1 protein-coding gene is annotated in these 20,562 nt (G+C 75.6%); it reads right to left on the bottom strand.

Annotated elements, in window-relative coordinates; translation table 11 throughout:
- The gene (locus EV385_RS35440) at positions 1-20,562 is read right to left on the bottom strand and encodes a type I polyketide synthase (RefSeq protein ID WP_130512570.1); all 20,562 of its coding nucleotides are present in this window, start codon (positions 20,560-20,562) and stop codon (positions 1-3) included.

Genomic DNA, 20,562 nt, shown 5'->3' with positions numbered 1-20,562 from the left:
TCAACGCTGGTTACCGCGGCCGAGTTCGTTGTCGATGAAAGCGAGGATGTCGGCGGTGCTGGCCGCCTGGATGCGGTCGGCCACCGTCGCGGAGTCGTCGGTGGCCTGCTCGCCGGTCCCCGCGTACCGGGTGATCAGCTCGCGCAGCCGGGCCGCCACCCCGGCCGAGTCCAGGTCCTGCCGGGAGCTGGCGGACAGCGCCGCCTCCAGCCGGTCGAGCTCGTCCAGGATGGCCGGGCCGCGCTCGGCGGCCCCGAACAGCTCGGCCGCGAGGTGACCCGCCAGCACGGTCGCGGTCGGGTAGTCGAAGACCAGGGTGGCGGGCAGCCGCAGCCCGGTGGCCGCGCTGAGGCTGTTGCGCAGCTCCACCGCGCTCAGCGAGTCGAAGCCGAGCTGGCGGAACTCGCGGTCGGCGTCGACCCCGTCGGGCGTGGCGTGGCCCAGCACCCCGGCCGCGTGCGCGCGGACCAGCTCGACCAGGAAACCGGCCCGCTCCCCCGCGTCCATCGCCGCCAGCCGCCGCAGCAGCCCGTCACCGGAGGTCTGGCCGCCCGCCGCGCGCCGCCGCGCCCGGACCAGACCGCGCAGCAGCGCCGGGACGGCCAGGCCGGGCGCGGCCGTCGCGGCGAGCCGGGTGGCGACCAGCAGCGGCTCGGTGCGGGCGCGCGCCGCGTCGAACAGGGCCAGGCCGCCCGGCACGCTCAGCGGCGGCAGATCCGTGCGCCCGCCCAGCCCGGCGGCCATGCCGGTGGTGTCCCACGGACCCCACGCCAGCGACGTCGCGGGCAGCCCCCGCGAGGCCCGGTACCCGGCCAGGGCGTCCAGGAACGCGTTGGCGGCGGCGTAGTTGCCCTGGCCCCCGGCGCCCAGCACCCCGGCGACCGACGAGTACAGCACGAACCCGGCCAGGTCCAGGTCCTCGGTGGCCTCGTGCAGGTGCCAGGCGCCGTCCACCTTGGGCCGCAGCACCGCGGTCAGCCGCGCCGCGGTGAGCGAGCCGATCGTGGCGTCGTCGAGCACACCGGCGGTGTGCACCACCGCGGTCAGCGGGTGCTCCGCCGGTACGGCCTTCACCAGGGCGACGACCGCCTCCCGGTCGGCGACGTCGCAGGCCGCGACCGTGACCGTGGCGCCGTGGGCGGCGAGTTCGGCCCGCAGCTGCGTGGCCCCGTCCGCGTCGAGTCCCCGGCGCGACACCAGCAGCAGGTGGCGGACGCCGCGCCCGGTCAGGTGCCGGGCCAGTTCGGCGCCCAGGCCACCGGTGCCGCCGGTGATCAGTACGGTGCCGTCCGGGTTCCAGTCCCGGGCGGCCGGGGTCGGGTCCACGTGGTCGTCGCCGCCCGGCGAGGCTGCGGCGTCCACCGGGACCAGGCGGGCCACGTGGACGACGCCGTCGCGGACCGCGACCTGGGGTTCGTCGGTCAGCCCGGGCACCGCCCGCAACGCCCGCACGGACTCGGCAGCGTCGTCCACATCGGCCAGCAGGACCGCGCCGGGCTGCTCCGACTGGGCGCTGCGCACCAGGCCGAGCACGGGCGCGGCGGCCAGGTCCCGGTCCAGGCCGCGCCGGGTCACGACGATCAGGCGGGAGTCGTGGAACCGGTCCTGGGTCAGCCACTGCCGCAGCACGTCCAGGGTGCGGGCGGTCAGCTCGTGCGCGGCCCCGGCGACGTCGGCGCCCGGCTCACCGAGCACCGGCAGCAGCACGAAGTCGGGCACGTCGGTGAGGTCGGCAAGCGACGCCACGCTCGGCGCGCCGAAGCCGACAGTGTCCGGTCCGAGGACGGTCCAGGTGCCCGGCACCGGTTCGCCGACCGTGGCGGGGGCCCAGTCCAGGCGCAGCAGCGGATCGGTGCGGTGCGGGTCGGTGGCGTCCCGCGGCGCCACGGGCGGGCGCAGGGACACCGAGGCTACCGAGAGGACCGGGGCGCCGTCCGGGTCGACCGCCGAGATGGACACCGCCTCCGGCGGCGCCTCCGCCGCCCCGATGCTGTCCGGGGCCGCCGGGGACACCTGGACCCGCAGCACCCGGGCGCCGGAGGCGTGCAGGCTCACCTCATGCCAGTCGACGGGCAGGCCGTCGCGGCCCGCCGCCTGGACGGCCGCGCTGAGCAGGGCCGGGTGCAGGCCGTACCGGTCGGCGTCGGTGACGTCGTCGGGCAGGGCGACCTCGGCGAACGTCTCGTCGCCGCGCCGCCACAGCTCCCGCACCCCACGGAACGCCGGCCCGTAGTCCAGGCCCTCGGGGTGGAGGTCGTCCAGCGGCACCGCCTCGGCGCCGGCGGGCGGCCACGCCACGGTGGCACCGGCGGACGTGCCCGGGGCGAGTTCGCCGGTGGCGTGGGCGGTCCAGTCCTGGTCGGAGCCGGCGGGCCGGGCGTGCATCGTGACCGTGCGGGTGCCCTCGGGTGTCGGGGCGCCCACCCAGACCTGAAGGTCGGCCGCCGCGCCCGTACCGAAGATCAGGGGTGTGGTGACGGTCAGGCGGGTGATGCGGTCGCAGCCGGTGCGGTCGGCGGCGTGCAGCGCCAGCTCCACGAAGCCGGTCTCCGGGAAGGTGATCCGGTCGTGCACCACGTGGTCGGCCAGCCAGGGCTGGGCCGCGACCGACAGCCGGGCGGTCAGGGCGAGCCCGTCCCCGCCCGGCACCGGCAGCGCCGCGCCCAGCAGCGGATGCCCGGCGGCGGCCAGGCCCAGACCGGAGACGTCACCGCGGGCGGCGCCCGGGGTGGGCCAGAACCGCTCCCGCTGGAACGGGTACGTGGGCAGCTCCACCCGGCGCGCCCCGGTGCCGGTGAACACGGGCGCCCAGTCCACGCCGACCCCGGCCACGTGCAGGCGGGCCAGCGCGGTCAGGGCCGAGGCCTGCTCCGGCCGGTCCTTGCGCAGCAGCGGCACGACGACCGAACCGTCCGGCACCAGCGCGGCGGCCAGCGCCGCGAGCACCCCGTCCGGGCCGAGCTCCAGGTACGCGGTGACCCCGTCGGCGGCCAGCGCCCGCACCGAGTCGGCGAACCGGACCGTGTCGCGCACGTGCCGCACCCAGTACTCGGGGTCGGTGACGTCGCCCGTGGCGGCGATCGGCACGGCCGGCGGCGCGAACGACAGGCCGCTCACCACGGCGCGGAACGGCGCCAGCATCGGCTCCATCAGCGGCGAGTGGAACGCGTGGCTGACCCGCAACCGGCTGGTCCGGCGGTCGCGGGACCGGAAGTACGCGGCGAGGTCCAGGACGGGCTGCTCGGCACCGGCGATCACGACCGAGTCCGGGCCGTTGACCGCGGCGAGGGAGACGGCGTCGGTGAGCAGCGGGCGTACCTCGTCCTCGGTGGCCCGCAGCGCCACCATGGCTCCGCCGGCCGGCAGCGCCTGCATGAGGCGGGCCCGGGCCGCCACCAGGGTGCACGCGTCGTCCAGGGACAGCACCCCGGCCACGTGCGCGGCGGCGATCTCGCCGACGGAGTGCCCGGCCAGCCGGTCGGGGACGACCCCGAACGACTCGACGAGCCGGTACAGGGCGACCTCCAGCGCGAAGATGGCGGGCTGGGCGTGGCCCGTGCCGTCCAGCTTGCCGGGGTCGTCGGTCAGGGCCGTGCCGAGCCGGGCGGCGACCTCGTCGTAGGCGCGGGCGTACGCGGGGAACCGGGCGTACAGTTCCCGGCCCATGCCCGCGCGCTGGGCGCCCTGGCCGGTGAACAGGACCGCCAGCGGACGGTCGGCGGCCACGCCCCGCGCGGCCTCGCTCAGCCCGTCCGCGGTGGACAGCAGCACCGCCCGGTGGTCGAACACCGAGCGGCCCGCGACCAGCGAGTGGCCGAGGTGCAGCGGCGGCGTGTCGGCGGCGAGCGCGCGGATCTGATCGACCTGGGCGGTGAGGGCGGCCTCGGTGCGGGCCGACACGGGCAGCACGACCACCGCGGGCTCGGCGACCGGGGCGGGGGGCGGCGCCGGTGGCGCCTCCTCGAGGATGAGGTGGGCGTTGGTGCCGCTGATGCCGAACGAGGAGACACCGGCGCGGCGGGGGCGCCCGGCGCTCGGCCAGTCCCGCCGCCCGGTCAGCAACTCGACCTTGCCGGCACTCCAGTCGACGTGTGAGGTCGGCTCGGTGACGTTCAGGGTCGCGGGCAGCACGCCGTGCCGCAGCGCCTGCACCATCTTGATGACGCCGACCACCCCGGCGGCGGCCTGGGTGTGGCCGAGGTTCGACTTGGCCGAGCCGAGCAGCAGCGGCGCGTCGCGGTCCTGGCCGTACGTGGCCAGCAGCGCCTGGGCCTCGATCGGGTCGCCGAGCACGGTGCCCGTGCCGTGCGCCTCGACCGCGTCCACGTCGGACGGCCGCAGCCCGGCGCCCGCCAGGGCCTGCCGGATGAGCCGCTGCTGGGACGGCCCGTTGGGGGCGGTGAGCCCGTTGGACGCGCCGTCCTGATTGACAGCCGAGCCCTTGAGCACGGCGAGGATCTCGTGGCCGTGGCGCTGCGCATCGGAGAGCCGTTCCAGCACGACCACGCCAACGCCCTCGGACCAGGCCGTACCGTCGGCGCTGTCGGAGAACGGCTTGCACCGGCCGTCGGGGGCCAGCCCGCCCTGCTGGGTGAACTCCATGAACGCACCCGGGCCCGACATCAGCTGCACGCCGCCGGCCAGCGCCAGGGAGCATTCGCCGCCGCGCAGCGCGTTCGCGGCCAGGTGCATCGCCACCAGCGCCGACGAGCACGCGGTGTCGATCGTCATGGCCGGTCCCTCCAGCCCCAGGGTGTACGACAGCCGCCCCGACGTGACGCTCGGCGAGGTTCCGGTGCCGGTGTAGCCCTCCATGCTCTGCAGCGAGTTCAGCAGCAGGTGCGCGTAGTCGGCGCCGCCGGCCCCGACGAACACCCCGGTACGGCTGCCGCGCAGCGCCGCCGGGTCGATGCCGGTGCGCTCGATGGCCTCCCACGCGGTCTCCAGCAGCAGCCGCTGCTGCGGGTCCATGGACAGCGCCTCGCGCGGCGAGATGCCGAAGAATCCGGGGTCGAAGTCGGCGATGCCGTCGACGAAGCCGCCGTGCCGGGTGACGCTGCGGCCCGCGCCGTCGCCGCCGAGCATCGCCAGGTCCCAGCCCCGGTCGGTGGGGAACGGCCCGATCGCGCTGCGCCCGTCGGCCAGCAACTGCCACAGGTCGTCGGCGGAGTGGACGCCGCCGGGGAAATGGCAGGCCATGCCGACGATCGCCACGGGATCGTCGAGGACCGGGACCGCGTCGCCCTCGTCGGCGTGCCGGCCGCCGAACAGTTCGGCGTTCAGGTGCTCGGCGAGCCCGCGCGGGGTCGGGTAGTCGAAGACCAGGGTGGCGGGCAGGGTCAGCCCGAACGCGGTGCTGAGCCGGTTGCGCAGCTCGACCGCGGTGAGGGAGTCGAAGCCGAGCTGGCGGAACTCCTGCTCCGGGTCGACGGCCTGCCCGGAGGCGTGGCCGAGCACGGCGGCCGCCTCGGCGCGGACCTGCCGCAGCACGGCCCGGGCCTGTTCGGCCGGGTTGAGCTGCCGCAGCTTGCCGGTGATCCGGTCGCCGGCGGCCGCGGTGCGGCGGGTGCGGACCAGGCCGCGCAGCATCGGGGGGACGGCGCCCGCGAACGGGGCCGGGCCGGCTCCGGTGACCAGCCGGGTCGGCACCACGAGGGCCGCGTCGACGGTGACGGCCGCGTCGAACAGGGCCAGGCCGAGGGCGGGTGGCAGCGGCGGCATCCCGGAGCGTTCCATGCGCTCGAGCGACGCGGCGTCCAGGGCGGCGGTCATGCCCGCGCCGGGCGCCCAGGCGCCCCAGGCCAGCGACACCGCCGGCAACCCCAGACCACGACGGTACGCGGCCAACCCGTCCAGGAAACTGTTCGCCGCCGCGTAGTTACCCTGACCCGCCGCACCCATCACCCCGGACACCGACGAATACACCACAAACGCCGACAACGGCTGATCCCTGGTGAGCTCATGCAGATGCCACGCCGCGTCCACCTTCGGCGCCAACACCGCACCCAACCGCTCCGGCGTCAACGACGACACCACACCGTCGTCCAACACACCCGCCGTGTGCACCACCGCCGCCAACCGGCGCCCACCGATCACCCCGGCGAGCCGATCCCGATCGGCCACGTCACACGCCACCACATCCACCGTGGCACCCGCATCCACCAACTCCGCCCGCAGCTCACCCACGCCCGGCGCCGCCGCACCACGACGGCTCACCAGCAACAGGTTCCGCACCCCGCGTTCGGCGACCAGATGCCGGGCCAGCAACGCACCCAGGCCACCGGTGCCTCCCGTGATCAGCACCGTGCCGTCCGGGTCCCAGGCGGGCGGGACGGTCAGCACGACCTTGCCGACGTGCCGGGCCATGCTCATGTGCCGGAACGCCTCGCGGGCGCGCCGCACGTCCCACGTACGGGTGGGCAGCGGCCGCAGGGCGCCCGCCTGGAACAGCTCCACCAGCGCGAGGAGCATCTGCTGGATCCGGTCCGGGTCCACCTGCCCCAGGTCGAACGGCCGGTACGCGATGCCGGGCAGGCTCGCCGGGTCCCGCAGGTCGGTCTTGCCCATCTCCAGGAACCGGCCGCCCGGACCGAGCAGCCGCAGCGAGGCGTCGACGAACTCGCCGGTCAGCGCGTTCAGCACCACGTCCACGCCGGGGGTGAACCGGTCCGCGAAGCCGGTGTCGCGCGAGGACGCGAGGTGGTCGTCGGCGATCCCCAGCTCGCGCAGCACGTCCCACTTGCCTTCGCTGGCGGTGGCGTACACCTCGGCGCCCAGGTGCCGGGCCAGCTGGATCGCCGCCATGCCCACACCGCCCGCACCGGCGTGCACCAGAACCCTCTCCCCGGGCCGCAGGCCGGCCAGGTCGACCAGCGCGTGGTAGGCGGTGAGGAACACCAGCGGCACGGACGCCGCCTGCTCCCAGCTCCAGCCGTCGGGGATCCGGGTCACCTGGCGCTGCTCGGCGACCACGGTCGGGCCGAAGCCGCCGAACATCATGCCCATCACCCGGTCGCCCGGGGCCAGGCCGGTCACGTCGGGGCCGGTCGCGGTGACCACCCCGGCCGCCTCGGCGCCGAACATCCCGGCGTCGCCCGGGTACATGCCCAGGGCGTTGAGGACGTCGCGGAAGTTCAGCCCGGCGGCGTGCACCGCCACCCGGATCTGGGTGCCGGTCAGCGGTTCCAGAACCTCGGGGCAGGGTGCCAGGGTCAGCGCGTCCAGGCTGCCCTTGGCGGTGGTGGCCAGCCGCCACGGCACACCGGGCGGCGGCACCAGGCCGGGCGCCGAACCGATGCGGGCCAGCCGCGCCGCGTAGACGGCGCCGTCGCGGACGGCGAGCTGCTGCTCGTCACCGGCGGCGGCGAGGGCGGGTGCGAGGCCCGCCGGGTCGTCCACGTCCACCAGCAGGAAGCGGCCGGGGTTCTCCGCCTGCGCGGAGCGGACGAGGCCCCACGCGGCGGCGGCCGCCAGGTCGGTGACGGCCTCGTCGCCGACCGCGGCCGCGCCCCGGGTGACGAACACGGTCCGCGCGGTGCCCGCCAGCGCTTCCTGGAGGACGGCCAGCACCTCGCCGGTAAGCCGGTGAACGGCTTCCGGGCCGCCCGCCCGGCCTCCGCCGGTGAGCTCGTCGGCGCCGGAGACCGGGACGAGCACGAGCTGCGGCTCGCCGTCCGCGTGCGGCAGGTGCGCGGCCAGGCCGAACACGTCGGCGCCGCGGATCGTCCACGGCTGCGCGGCGGCGGCGGCCGGTTCGAGGGGTGACCACTCGACGTGGAACAGCGATTCGAGTACGGCCAGGTCCGCACCGCCGGGCGGCGGCGCCGACGGGGTACGGATCACCAGCGAGTCGGCGGCCAGCACCGGCTGACCGTCCACATCGGCCACCGACACCGCCACCGAGTCGTCGCCGGTACGGCGCAGCCGCACCCGCAACGCCGACGCGCCCGTGGCGTACAGGCTGACGCCGCCCCACTCGAACGGCAGGCCCTGCCCGGCGTCGGGCAGCAGGCCGATGCCGTGCAGCGCGGCGTCCAGCAGCGCCGGGTGCACGCCGTACATCGCCGCGTCCGGCGCCTGCTCGTCCAGCTCGACCTCGGCGTACACGTCGTCGCCGCGGCGCCAGGCGGACCGCAGGCCGCGGAACACCGGCCCGTACGCGAGTCCGCCCCGGGCGGCGAGCTGCTCGTAGAAGCCGTCCAGGTCGAGCGGCTGCGCCTGCGCGGGCGGCCACGGACCGGCGTCGGACTCAGCGGTGTCGGTGGCCGGGGCCAGGACACCGGCGGCGTGTTCGGTCCACTCCCGGGCCGGCTCGTCGGCGGGCTGGGACCAGATGCCGACGGGGCGGCGGCCGGATTCGTCGCGCTCGCCGACCCGTACCTGAATGGCGACGGCCTGGTGCGCGGCCAGCGTGAGCGGCACGGTGAGGGTGAGCGACGCGACCCGCTCGCAGCCGACCAGATCCCCGGAGCGCAACGCCAGCTCCAGGAAGCCGGTGCCGGGGAACAGCACCGCGCCGCCGACGACGTGGTCGGCCAGCCACGGCTGGGCGGCCAGCGACAGGCGGCCGGTGAGCACCACCTCGTCGGAGCCCGCGACCGCGACGGTCGCGCCGAGCAGCGGGTGTCCGGGCGAGGACAGCCCGAAGCCGGACAGGTCGCCGGGGCGCATCCCCGGCCCGGCGGACGGCCAGAACCGCTGCCGGTCGAACGGGTACGTGGGCAGCGGCACGGTGTGCGCGCCCGTGCCGTCGAACCAGGCCCGCCAGTCGACCGGCAGCCCGGCCACGAACAGCCGGGCCAGCGCGGTCACGGCGGCCAGTTCCTCGGGCTGGTCCTTGCGCAGCAGCGGGACGAGTTCCGCGCCGGGCGGCACGGACTCGGCGGCCATGCCGGTGAGCACGCCGTCGGGGCCCAGTTCGACGAACGCGGTGACCCCGAGTTCGGCGAGGGTGGTGACGGCGGCGCCGAACCGGACGGCCTCGCGGACGTGCGCGACCCAGTAGCCGGGGCGGCGCAGTTCCTCGTCGATCCGCGCACCGGTCAGGGTGGACACGATCGGGATCCGCGGCTCGCCGAACGTCAGCCCGGCGACGACCTCCTGGAAGTCCGCCAGCATCGGATCCATCAGCGGGGAGTGGAAGCCGTGGCTGACCGCGAGCCGGGTGGTCGTGCCGAACCGGGCGGCGAGCTCCAGCACCGGCTCCCGCTCCCCCGAGACCACCACCGAGGTGGGGCCGTTGACCGCGGCGATGGACACCCCGGCGCTCAGGTGCGGGGTCACCTCGGCCTCGGTGGCGCGTACCGCGACCATCGCGCCGCCGGGCGGCAGGGCCTGCATCAGATTGGCCCGGGCGGCGACCAGACGGCACGCGTCGGGCAGGGAGAACACCCCGGACACGTACGCGGCGGCCACCTCGCCGATGGAATGCCCGGCCAGGTAGCGGGGCCGCAGCCCGAACGAGGCGGCCAGCCGGAACAGCGCCACCTCGACGGCGAACAGCGCGGGCTGGGCGAACCCGGTCTCGTTGAGCTCCCGCTGGTCCTCGCCCCACATCACCTCGCGCAGCGGCCGCCGCAGGTACGGGTCGAGTTCCGCGATCACCTCGTCCAGGGCGTCGGCGAACACGTCGAAACGCCGGTGCAGGTCGCGGCCCATGCCGAGGCGCTGGCTGCCCTGCCCGGAGAACAGGAACGCGGGCACGTGGTCGGCCGCGGCGCCCCGGGCGATCTCGGCGCCGTCCACGAGCACCGCCCGGTGCGGCAGCGTCGCCCGCGTGGTGGCGAGCGCGAACCCGGTGTCCAGCGGGTCCACGGCGACGGCCGGTTCGGTGCCATCCGGTTCGACGGTCTGGGCGAGGCGCGCGGCCAGGGCGGTCGCGGTCCGGGCCGACACCGGCCACGGCACGTACGGCGGCGCCGGGCGGGTCCGTGGCGCGGGCGCCTCGACGGCGGGCGGCTCCTCGATGATCACGTGGGCGTTGGTGCCGCTGATGCCGAACGAGGACACCCCGGCCCGGCGCGGGCGGGCGCCGCGCGGCCACGGGGACGGCTCGGTCACCAGCCGGACCGCGCCGGCGCTCCAGTCGACGTGCGGGGACGGCTCGGTGACGTGCAGGGTGCGCGGCAGTGTGTCGTGCTGGAAGGCGAGGATCATCTTCATCAGCCCGGCGGCACCGGCCGCGGCCTGGGTGTGTCCCAGGTTCGACTTGACGGAGCCGAGCCGCACCGGCTCGGCGCGGTCCTGCCCGTACGTGGCCAGCAGCGCCTGCGCCTCGATCGGGTCGCCCAGCCGGGTGCCCGTGCCGTGGGCCTCCACCGCGTCCACGTCGGACGGGTGGAGACCGGCGTCGGCGAGGGCGGCGCGGATGACCCGCTGCTGGGCGGGACCGTTCGGGGCGGTCAGGCCGTTGGAGGCGCCGTCGGAGTTCACGGCCGAACCCTTGACCACGGCCAGGATCGGATGCCCGTGGCGGCGCGCGTCGGACAGCCGTTCCACCAGCAGCAGACCGGCGCCCTCGGACCAGCTGGTGCCGTCGGCGTCGCCGGAGAACGCCTTGCACCGCCCGTCGGCGGCCAGCCCGCCCTGCCGGTCGAAGCCGCCGAAGCTGGTCGGGGTGGCCATCACGGTCACGCCGCCGACCAGCGCCAGCGAACACTCGCCCGCGCGCAGCGCCCGCGCGGCCAGGTGCAGCGCCACCAGGGCGGACGAGCAGGCGGTGTCGACGGTGACGGCCGGGCCTTCCAGCCCGAACGCGTACGACAGCCGCCCGGAGATGACGCTGGCGGCCAGGCCGGTGCCGGCGTGGCCTTCCATGTCCTCGCGCGCGGCGAGGACCAGCCGCTGGTAGTCCTGCCCGTTGGTGCCGACGAACACCCCGGTGCGGCTGCCGCGCAGCGACTGCGGGTCGAGGCCCGCGCGTTCCATCGCCTCCCACGCGGTCTCCAGCAACAGCCGCTGCTGCGGGTCCATCGCGAGGGCCTCGCGGGGGGAGATCTCGAAGAACGCCGGGTCGAAGTCGGCCACCGCGTCGAGGAACCCGCCGTGGAAGTCGGCGTACGCCGCGAGGTCCCAGCCGCGGTCGGCGGGCATCGGGCCGATCACGTCCCGCCCGTCGGCCAGGGCCTGCCACAGCTGCTCGGGTGAGGTGATGCCGCCGGGGAACCGGCACGCCATGGCCACCACGGCGAGCTCGTCGCCGGAGGCGGCGGCGGGCGTGTCGGCACCGGTGTCGGGGCCGGTGTCGCTGACCAGCTCGGCGAGGAGGTGCTCGGCGAGGGCCTGCGGGGTCGGGTAGTCGAACACCAGACCGGCGGGCAGCGGCAGCCCCGTCGCGGTGGCCAGCTGGTTGCGCAGCTCCATCGCGGTCAGCGAGTCGACGCCGAGGTCGCGGAACACCTTGCCGGGGCCGACCGCCTCCTTGCCGGGATGGCCGAGCACCGCCGCGGCGGCGGCGCGGACCAGGTCGAGCACGGGTTCCAGCCGGTCCTGCGGGGACCGGGCGGCCAGCCGGTCGCGCAGGTCGGAACCGGCGGCGGCGGTCTGCCGGCGGGCCGCCTCGACCGCCTCGGCGGCCTCGCGGGCACCGGGCAGCCCGGACAGCAGCGGGCTCGGCCGCAGGCTGAACAGGGACGTCAGCAGCTGGGGTTGCCGCAGGTCGGCGATGACCGGGGTGGCAGTGGACTCCACGGCGGCCGGGGTGGCGCCGGGGGCCGCGGTGACCCGCCACAGTGCGGTCAGGGCCAGGTCGGGGTCGAGGGCGGTGGCCCCGACCCGGCTCAGGGCGGTGCCGACCTCGGCGCGGGCGGCCATGCCGTCGCCGGCCCAGGCGCCCCACGCGATCGAGACGGCGGGTAGTCCGGCGGCGCGGCGGCGCTGGGCGAGGGCGTCCAGCACAGCGTTGGCGGCCGCGTAGTTGGCCTGGCCGGGGTTGCCCACCGCCCCCGCCGACGACGAGAACAGGACGAACAGTTCGAGGTCGCGGGTCAGCTCGTCCAGCAGCAGGGCGGAGGACACCTTGGCCCGGAACACGTCGGTGAACCGTTGCGGGGTGAGGCTGTCGATGGTGCCGTCGTCGAGCACCCCGGCGGTGTGGATGACCCCGGTGACGGGGTGGTCGGCCAGCAGGGCGGCCAGGCTGTCCCGGTCGGCGGCGTCGCAGGCGGCGATGACCGTGTCGGTGCCGGTCGCGGTCAGGTCCCGCTGGAGTTCGGCCGCGCCGGGCGCCTCGGGTCCACGCCGGCTGATCAGCACCAGTTTGGCGGCACCCCGGGCGGCGAGGTCGCGGGCGACCCGGGCCCCGAGGGCGCCCGTTCCGCCGGTGATCAGGATGGCGCCGGACGGCTGGAGCGGCTCGGCGGCCGACGCGCGCGGGGCGGCGACGAGCCGGCGCCCGAAGACGCCGGTGGCGCGCACGGCGACCTGGTCCTCGCCGGACCCGCCCGTGAGCACCGCGGTCAGCCGGCGCAGCGCCCGGTCGTCGAGCGTGTCGGGCAGGTCGATCAGGCCGCCCCACCGGCCGGGGTGTTCCAGCGCGGCGACCCGGCCCAGGCCCCAGACGGCGGCGTGGCGCGGATCGGTCACGGCGTCGCCGTGGCCGGTGGCGATCGCGCCCCGGGTGAGCACCCACACCGGCGCGGTCGCCCGCTGGACCAGCCGCAGGGTACGGGCCAGCCCCACCGGGACGGTGCCGTCGCCGGGCGCGCCGGGCAGCAGCACGATGCCGTCGAGCGGGGTGTCGGGCAGTTCGGCGGGGTCGTCCGCGTCGAGGAGGCGGGCGCCGAGGGCGGCCGCGATGGCGGGGGCGTCGGGATCCGCGTCGGCCGCGAGGACCAGCCACGTTCCGGTGGGCGCGGTGCCGTGCAGGCCGGTCAGCGGCGGCCAGGTCTCGTGGTGGATCCAGGAGTCCAGTGTGGCGTCGCTGCGGCGGCGGATCCGCCAGGCGGCCAGCGCGGGCAGCACCGCGGACACGGCGTCGCCGTCGAGGTCGAGTTCGGCGGCCACCGAGGCGAGGTCGGCGCGTTCGACGGCCTGCCAGAACGCGGCGTCGGCCGGGTCGCCGTCACCGGCGGGGATCGCGGCGGGTTCGAGCCAGTACCGTTCGTGCTGGAACGGGTAGGTGGGCAGGTCGACCCGGCGGGCGCCGGTGCCGGCGAAGAACCGTCCCCAGTCGATCCCCACGCCGGCCACGTGCAGCCGCGACAGCGCCGCGACGAACCCCGGCTCCTCGTCTCGGTCGCGGCGCACCGCCGGGATCACGCCTTCGGCCATCGCCGACAGCGCGCCGTCGGGGCCCAGTTCCAGCAGCGTGGACGCGCCGCGCTGGGTCAGCGTGCGTACGGTGTCGTCGAAGCGCACCGTGTCCCGCACATGCCGCACCCAGAACTCCGGCGACGCCACCTCCCCCACCATCGCCACCGGCAACGACGGCTCCCGAAACGTCAAACCCTCAATCGCCGCCCGGAACCCCGCCAACATCGGCTCCATCAACGGCGAATGAAACGCATGCGACACCCGCAACCGCTTCGACCGCCCGAAACGACCCGCCACCGCCAAGACCTCAGCCTCAACACCGGAGATCACCACCGAGGCCGGTCCGTTGACCGCGGCGATCGAGACCCCGCCGGTCAGAAACGGCACCACCTCCGCCTCCGACGCCGCCACCGCCACCATCGCCCCACCAGCAGGCAACGCCTCCATCAACCGCGCCCGCGCAGACACCAACGAGCAGGCGTCCTCCAGCGACAACACCCCCGCCACATGCGCCGCCGCCACCTCACCCACCGAATGCCCGCCCACCACATCAACCCGGACACCCAACGACTCCACCAACCGGAACAACGCCACCTGAAACGCGAACAACACCGGCTGCGCCACCCCGGTCCGCTCCAACACCCCCGCATCCACCGGAACCGCCACACCCAACCGCCCCAGCACATCCGCGAACACCTCCGCGAACACCGGGAACCGCGCCGCCAACCCACCACCCATCCCCACCCGCTGCGAACCCTGCCCCGAGAACAGCACCGCCAGGGACGGTTCGGCCGCGACGCCGCGGGCCACCTCGCGACCGTCGAGCAGCACCGCGCGGTGCTCGAACGCGCCGCGCCCGGTGGCCAGCGAGAAGCCGATGTCCAGCGTGCTGCCGGTCATCCGGCCGATCCGGTCGAGCTGCGCGTCGAGCGCGGCCTCGGTCCGGGCCGACAGCAGCCACGGCACGGCCACGGGCGGGTGGGCCGGGGCCGCCGGGGCTTCCGAGGTCGCGGGCTGTTCGAGGATGACGTGCGCGTTGGTGCCGCTGAGGCCGAACGAGGAGACCCCGGCGCGGCGGGGGTGCCCGGTGGCGGGCCACGGGGTCTGTTCGGTCAGCAGGCGCACCGCGCCCGCCGACCAGTCGACGTGCGAGGTCGGTTCGCTGACGTGCAACGTCCGGGGCAGGGTGGCGTGCTGGATCGCCAGGACCGCCTTGATGACCCCGGCGACACCGGCGGCGGCCTGGGTGTGCCCGAGGTTCGACTTGATCGTGCCGAGCAGCAGCGGCTCGGCGCGCTCCTGCCCGTACGTGGCCAGCAGGGCCTGTGCCTCGATCGGATCGCCCAGCCGGGTGCCCGTGCCGTGGGCCTCCACCGCGTCCACCTCGGACGGGTGCAGGCCGGCTTCGGCGAGGGCCTGCCGGATCACGCGCTGTTGCGCCGGGCCGTTGGGGGCGGTGAGCCCGTTGGAGGCGCCGTCGGAGTTGACCGCGGAACCCTTGACCACGGCCAGGATCGGGTGGCCGTGCCGCCGGGCGTCGGAGAGCCGCTCGACCACGAGCACGCCGACCCCCTCGGACCAGCCGGTGCCGTCCGCGTCGTCGGAGAAGGCGCGGCAGCGGCCGTCGGCGGCCAGGCCGCCCTGGGCGGTGAAGCCGACGAAGTTCATCGGCGTGGACATCACCGTCACGCCGCCCACCAGGGCCAGCGTGGACTCCCCGCTGCGCAGCGAGGCGGCGGCCAGGTGCAGCGCGACCAGCGACGACGAGCAGGCGGTGTCGACGGTCAGCGCCGGGCCCTCGAAGCCGAAGGTGTAGGACAACCGGCCGGAGATGACCGCGGCGGCCAGCCCGGTGCTGGCGTGGCCCTCGACGTCCCGGCTGGACCGCATGACCAGGTGGGCGTAGTCCTGACCGTTGGTGCCGACGAACACGCCGGTGCGGGTGCCGCGCAGCGTCGCGGCGTCGATGCCGGCCCGCTCGACCGCCTCCCAGGCCACTTCGAGCAGCTGCCGCTGCTGCGGGTCCATCGCGGTGGCCTCGCGCGGTGAGATGCCGAAGAAGCCGGGGTCGAAGCCGGTGGCGGTGTCGAGGAAGCCGCCCTGCCCGGTGACGTCGGCCAGCGGGCCGTCGGCCCAGCCACGGTCGGTGGGGAAGCCCGACATGGCGTCGGTGCCGTCGGTGAGCAGCTGCCACAGCGCTTCGGGTGACCGTACGCCGCCGGGGAACCGGCAACCCATGCCGACGATGACGATCTCGTCGTCGCCGGTCGTGGTGGTGGCGATCGCCTGTGGTCCGCCCGTCGCGGCGCCGGAGAGCTCGGCCAGCAGATGCGCGGCCAGCACGCGGGGGGTGGGGTGGTCGAAGACCAGGGTGGCGGGCAGGCTCAGACCGGTGGCGGCGCCGAGCTGGTTACGCAGTTCCAGCGCGGTCAGGGAGTCGACGCCGAGTTGGCGGAATTCGCGTTCGGCGCCGATCGCGGCGGGTGACTCGTGGCCGAGCACGGACGCGGCCTCGGCGCGGACGAGGTCGAGCAGGAACCGTTCCCGGTCGGCCTCGCGCAGTTCGGACAGGTGGTGGGCGAGGCCGGTGCTGGTGGCGGTGCGCCCGCTGGCGGCGCGCCGCCGCCCCGTGCGGGCGAGGCCGCGCAGCAGGGCGGGAACGGCGCCGCGCGGGGCGCCGGTGGCGCCGGGAGCCAGCGGGATGACGAGCGCCTCGTCCAGCGTGATCGCGGTGTCGAAGGCGGCGAGGCCCTGGTCGACGGTGAGCAGTGGGGTCCCGGCGGCGGTGATCCGGCGGGTCTGCCGGTCGGCGAGGCCCGCGGTCATGCCGCTGTCCTGCGCCCAGGCGCCCCAGGCCAGCGACACCGCCGGCAACCCCAGACCACGACGGTACGCGGCCAACCCGTCCAGGAAACTGTTCGCCGCCGCGTAGTTACCCTGACCCGCCGCACCCATCACCCCGGACACCGACGAATACACCACAAACGCCGACAACGGCTGATCCCTGGTGAGCTCATGCAGATGCCACGCCGCGTCCACCTTCGGCGCCAACACCGCACCCAACCGCTCCGGCGTCAACGACGACACCACACCGTCGTCCAACACACCCGCCGTGTGCACCACCGCCGCCAACCGGCGCCCACCGATCACCCCGGCGAGCCGATCCCGATCGGCCACGTCACACGCCACCACATCCACCGTGGCGCCCGCATCCACCAACTCCGCCCGCAGCTCACCCGCGCCCGGCGCCGCCGCACCGCGACGGCTCACCAGCAGCAGGTTCCGTACGCCGTGCCGGGTGACCAGGTGGCGGGCCAGGGCCGCGCCCAGGCCACCGGTGCCTCCCGTGATCAGCACCGTGCCGTCCGGGTCCCCGATCCCCGGCGGCGTCGCGGCGTGCCCGGTCCCGGGCGTACCGTCCGCGCCGGTGACGGGCAGCCGGGCCAGGCGGGCGGCGCGGACCTCGCCGTCGCGGACCAGGAGCTGGGTCTCGCCGTCGGCCAGCAGCGCGGGCAGCGTCGGCAGGACGGCCGCCGACGCGGCGGTGTCGTCGGTGTCGACGAGCAGGAACCGGCCCGGATTCTCCGTCTGGGCAGAGCGTACGAGACCCCAGGCGGCCGCGGCGGGGAGGTCGTCGCCGCTGACCGCGCCCCGGCTCACGAACATCAGCCGGGTCTCGGTGCTCAGCTGCCGCTGAACGGCGGCGAGGGTGTCGGCGAGCAGCCGGTGCACCTCGTCGGCGCCGGTGTGGCCCGGGCGGCCGCCGAGGGGCATCGTCAGGACCTCCGGAACGGGCCGCGCCGGATCGAGGGGCACCGGCGTCCAGTCGAGGCGGAACAGTCCGTCGTGGCCCGCGACGGCCGGCGGCGCGGGCGCCGGGCCCAGGGTCACGGCGGCCGCCGACAGCACCGGCTGACCTTCGACGTCGGCGGCGGCCAGCACCACCGTGTCGGCCGTCCGGGTCAGGCGGGTCCGCAGGACCGAGGCGCCGGTCGCGTGCAGGGTGACGCCGTGCCAGTCGACGGCCACGCCGGGGTCCCCGGCCAGGGCGCCGGCCTGCGCGGCCGCGTCGAGCAGGGCGGGGTGGACGCCGAAGGTGGCGCCGTCACCGGCCTGCGGGGGCAGCGCCACCTCGGCGAAGATCTCCGCGCCCCGGCGCCACGCCGCGCGGACACCACGGAAGGCCGGGCCGGGGCTGAGGCCGGCTTCGGCCAGGTCGTCGTAGAACCCGTCGAGGTCGACGACCGCGGCACCGGCGGGTGGCCAGGCGGTGGCGTCGAACGGCGCGGCGGGCGCGGCACCCGGATACAACCGGCCGGACGCGTGCGCGGTCCACTCCGTGTCGTCGCGCCGGGAGTGGAAGCGGATCTCCCGCGCGCCGTGTTCGTCGGGGCCACCGACCCACAGCTGGATCTGGACGGCGGCCGGCCCGGCAAGGACCAGCGGGGCGGTCGTGGTGAGGTCGACGGCGCCGTGACCGAGCTGGTCGGCGGCGCGCAGGGCCATGTCGAGGATGGCCGTGCCGGGCAGCGTCACCGCGCCGCCGGTGACGTGGTCGGCCAGCCACGGGTGGGTGAGGGTGGACAGCCGTCCGGTAAGGACCAGCTCGCCGGAGGTGGCGACGGTGGTCGCGGCGCCGAGCAGCGGGTGGTCGGCGCTGGCCAGGCCGAGGCCGGTGGCGTCGCCGGTGCCGCCGGCGGGGCGGGGCCAGTACCGTTCGTGCTGGAACGGGTAGGTGGGCAGGTCGACCCGGCGGGCGCCGGTGCCGGCGAAGAACCGTCCCCAGTCCACGGCCACACCGGCCACGTGCAGCCGCGACAGCGCCGCGACGAACCCCGGCTGTTCGTCCCGGTCCGGGCGTACGGCGGGGATCACGGTGACGCCCTCGGCGAGGCCCGCGAGCACGCCGTCCGGGCCGAGTTCGACGAAGACCGAGGTGCCGCGGTCGGTCAAGGTCCGCATCGTGTCGTCGAAGCGCACCGTGTCCCGCACATGCCGCACCCAGTACTCCGGCGACGCCACCTCCCCCACCATCGCCACCGGCAACGACGGCTCCCGAAACGTCAAACCCTCAATCGCCGCCCGGAACCCCGCCAACATCGGCTCCATCAACGGCGAATGAAACGCATGCGACACCCGCAACCGCTTCGACCGCCCGAAACGACCCGCCACCGCCAAGACCTCAGCCTCAACACCCGACACCACCACCGAAGCCGGACCATTCACCGCGGCGATCGACACACCCTCCGTCAGAAACGGCACCACCTCCGCCTCCGACGCCGCCACCGCCACCATCGCCCCACCAACAGGCAACGCCTCCATCAACCGCGCCCGCGCAGACACCAACGAGCAGGCGTCCTCCAGCGACAACACCCCCGCCACATGCGCCGCCGCCACCTCACCCACCGAATGCCCGCCCACCACATCAACCCGGACACCCAACGACTCCACCAACCGGAACAACGCCACCTGAAACGCGAACAACACCGGCTGCGCCACACCGGTCCGCTCCAACACCCCCGCATCCCCCGGAACCGTCACACCCAACCGCCCCAGAACATCCGCGAACACCTCCGCGAACACCGGGAACCGCGCCGCCAACCCACCACCCATCCCCACCCGCTGCGAACCCTGACCCGAGAACAGCACCGCCAGCTTCGGGCGGCCCGACGCGGTACCGGCGAACACGCCGGGGGCGCTGCCGTGCTCCAGCCACGTCGACAGGGCCGCGAGATCGGGTGCCGCCAACCGCTCCTCGAAGGCGGTACGGGTGGTGGCGAGCGAGAACGCGAGATCCACCGCCCGGCCGGAATCGGCGCGCGAGACCAGGTGCCGGACCTGCTCGCGCAGCGCCCCGGGCGTCCTGGCGGACACGAGCCACGGCAGCGCGGCCGGCGGCGTCCCGGGCGTCGGCTCGGCGTGCGGCCGCGTCGCGGCCTGTTCCAGGATGACGTGGGCGTTGGTGCCGCTGACGCCGAACGACGACACGGCGCTGCGGCGCGGGCGGTCGCCGCCCGGCCAGTCCACCTGATCGGTGGCGAGCCGCACGGCGCCACGGGACCAGTCGACCTGGGTGGACGGCTGGCTGACGTGCAGGGTGCGGGGTACCACGCCGTGCCGCATCGCCATGATCATCTTGATGACCCCGGCGACACCGGCGGCGGCCTGGGTGTGCCCCAGGTTCGACTTGACCGAACCGAGCAGCAGCGGCTCGGCGCGCTCCTGCCCGTACGTGGCCAGCAGGGCCTGCGCCTCGATCGGATCACCCAGCCGGGTCCCCGTGCCGTGGGCCTCCACCACGTCCACGTCGGACGGGCGGAGACCGGACTTGGTGAGGGCCTGCCGGATCACCTTCTGCTGGGCGCGGCCGTTCGGGGCGGTGAAGCCGTTGGAGGCGCCGTCGGAGTTGACCGCCGAGCCCCGCACGACCGCCAGCACCTGGTGGCCGAGCCGTTCGGCGTCGGACAGCCGCTCCAGCACCAGCATCCCGACGCCCTCGGACCAGCCGGTGCCGTCCGCGTCGTCGGAGAACGACTTGCACCGACCGTCGCGGGCCAGGCCGCCCTGGCGGCTGAACTCCACCAGCGAACCCGGGGTCGACATGACGTTCACGCCACCGGCCAGCGCCAGCGCGCATTCGCCGTTGCGCAGCGCGTGCGCGGCCAGGTGCAGCGCGACCAGCGACGACGAGCACGCGGTGTCCACGGTGACGGTCGGGCCTTCCAGCCCCAGCTCGTACGAGAGCCGCCCGGAGGTGGCGCTGGCCGCGATGCCCGTACCGATGTCGCCGGTGGCGTCGGCCACCGAGCGGATGAGCAGGTGCGCGTAGTCCTGGCCGTTGGTGCCGACGAACACGCCCGTGCGGGTGCCGCGCAGCGTGTCGGGGTCGACGCCGGCGCGTTCGATCGCCTCCCACGCGGTCTCCAGCAGCAGCCGCTGCTGCGGGTCCATGGTGAGCGCCTCGCGCGGCGAGATGCCGAAGAAGCCGGGGTCGAAGTCGGCGGCGCCGGGCAGGAATCCGCCCTGCAGGCTGATGCTGGTGCCGCGCTCGTCCACGGACGCCTCGGTCAGCGCCTCGACGTCCCAGCCCCGGTCGGCGGGGAAGTCCCCGATCGCGTCGCCGCCGGCCAGCACGAGCCGCCACAGGTCCTCGGGCGAGTCCACCCCGCCCGGGTACCGGCAGCTCATGCCGACGATCGCGATGGGCTCGGTGACGGCGGCGAGAAGTTCCCGGTTCTGCCGGCGCAGCCGCTCGGTCTCCTTCATCGAGGCGCGCAGCGCCTCCACGACCTTGTCAGAGGGGGTGCTCAT

Source organism: Krasilnikovia cinnamomea (assembly GCF_004217545.1).
GTDB classification, from domain to species: Bacteria; Actinomycetota; Actinomycetes; order Mycobacteriales; family Micromonosporaceae; genus Actinoplanes; species Actinoplanes cinnamomeus.
The sequence above is the reverse complement of the archived record's forward strand: the minus strand, read 5'-3'. Positions and strand labels throughout refer to the sequence as shown.

What these genes read in the sequence shown, in the direction of transcription:
- EV385_RS35440 (WP_130512570.1), bottom strand. Translation starts at nt 20,562, where the DNA reads ATGAGCACCCCCTCTGACAAGGTCGTGGAGGCGCTGCGCGCCTCGATG.